The organism is Parendozoicomonas verongulae, assembly GCF_009711465.1.
GTDB classification, from domain to species: domain Bacteria; phylum Pseudomonadota; class Gammaproteobacteria; order Pseudomonadales; family Endozoicomonadaceae; genus Sansalvadorimonas; species Sansalvadorimonas verongulae.
On the sequence record NZ_SMME01000582.1, the window covers coordinates 1 to 1,628 of the forward strand.

The window sequence follows — 1,628 nt, forward strand, 5'->3', positions numbered from 1 at the left end:
ACTGGTGGTAGGGGAGCGTTGTGTAAGCCGTTGAAGGTGGGTTGAGAAGCCTGCTGGAGGTATCACAAGTGCGAATGCTGACATGAGTAACGATAAGGGGAGTGAGAGGCTCCCCCGCCGGAAGACCAAGGGTTTCTGCGCAACGCTAATCGGCGCAGAGTGAGTCGGCCCCTAAGGTGAGAGCGAAAGCTGTAATCGATGGGAAACAGGTTAATATTCCTGTACTTGTTGTGACTGCGATGGAGTGACGGAGAAGGCTAGGCCAGCAGGGCGATGGTTGTCCCTGTTTAAGGTGGTAGGCTGAGGAATCAGGCAAATCCGGTTCCTCAAGGCCGAGAGCTGATGACGAGTCCTCTTTTGGACGAAGTGGTTGATGCCAGGCTTCCAGGAAAACCTTCTAAGCGTCAGGTCACAACGAACCGTACCCCAAACCGACACAGGTGGTCAGGTAGAGAATACCAAGGCGCTTGAGAGAACTCGGGTGAAGGAACTAGGCAAAATGGTACCGTAACTTCGGGAGAAGGTACGCCGGCTTTGGTGATCGGACTTGCTCCGTAAGCTGAGGCTGGTCGAAGTAACCAGGTGGCTGCGACTGTTTATTAAAAACATAGCACTGTGCCAACACGAAAGTGGACGTATACGGTGTGACGCCTGCCCGGTGCCGGAAGGTTAATTGATGGGGTTATCCTTTCTCTTGCAGAAGGGAGAAGCTCTTGATCGAAGCCCCGGTAAACGGCGGCCGTAACTATAACGGTCCTAAGGTAGCGAAATTCCTTGTCGGGTAAGTTCCGACCTGCACGAATGGCGTAACGATGGCCACGCTGTCTCCACCCGAGACTCAGTGAAATTGAAATCGCAGTGAAGATGCTGTGTATCCGCGGCTAGACGGAAAGACCCCGTGAACCTTTACTACAGCTTCACACTGGACCTTGATGTAATTTGTGTAGGATAGCTGGGAGGCTTTGAAACCGGAACGCCAGTTTCGGTGGAGCCAATCTTGAAATACCAGCCTGATTACATTGGGGTTCTAACTCCGCGCCATGATCTGGCGTGAGGACAGTGTGTGGTGGGTAGTTTGACTGGGGCGGTCTCCTCCCAAAGAGTAACGGAGGAGTACGAAGGTTGGCTAAGCACGGTCGGACATCGTGCGGTTAGTATAATGGTACAAGCCAGCTTGACTGCGAGAGCTACAACTCGAGCAGGTACGAAAGTAGGTCATAGTGATCCGGTGGTTCTGTATGGAAGGGCCATCGCTCAACGGATAAAAGGTACTCCGGGGATAACAGGCTGATACCGCCCAAGAGTTCACATCGACGGCGGTGTTTGGCACCTCGATGTCGGCTCATCACATCCTGGGGCTGAAGCCGGTCCCAAGGGTATGGCTGTTCGCCATTTAAAGTGGTACGCGAGCTGGGTTTAGAACGTCGTGAGACAGTTCGGTCCCTATCTGCCGTGGACGTTGGAAGTTTGAGAAGAGCTGCTCCTAGTACGAGAGGACCGGAGTGGACGAACCACTGGTGTTCGGGTTGTGTCGCCAGACGCATTGCCCGGTAGCTAAGTTCGGACGGGATAACCGCTGAAAGCATCTAAGCGGGAAGCCCCCTTCAAGATGAGACTTCCCTGGGCCC

The 1,628-nt window shown here is 53.8% G+C and carries 1 rRNA gene; it reads left to right on the plus strand.

Going from position 1 to position 1,628, the window contains the following annotated elements:
* Positions 1-1,628 (plus strand): 23S ribosomal RNA (locus tag E1189_RS01645); the annotation flags it as partial.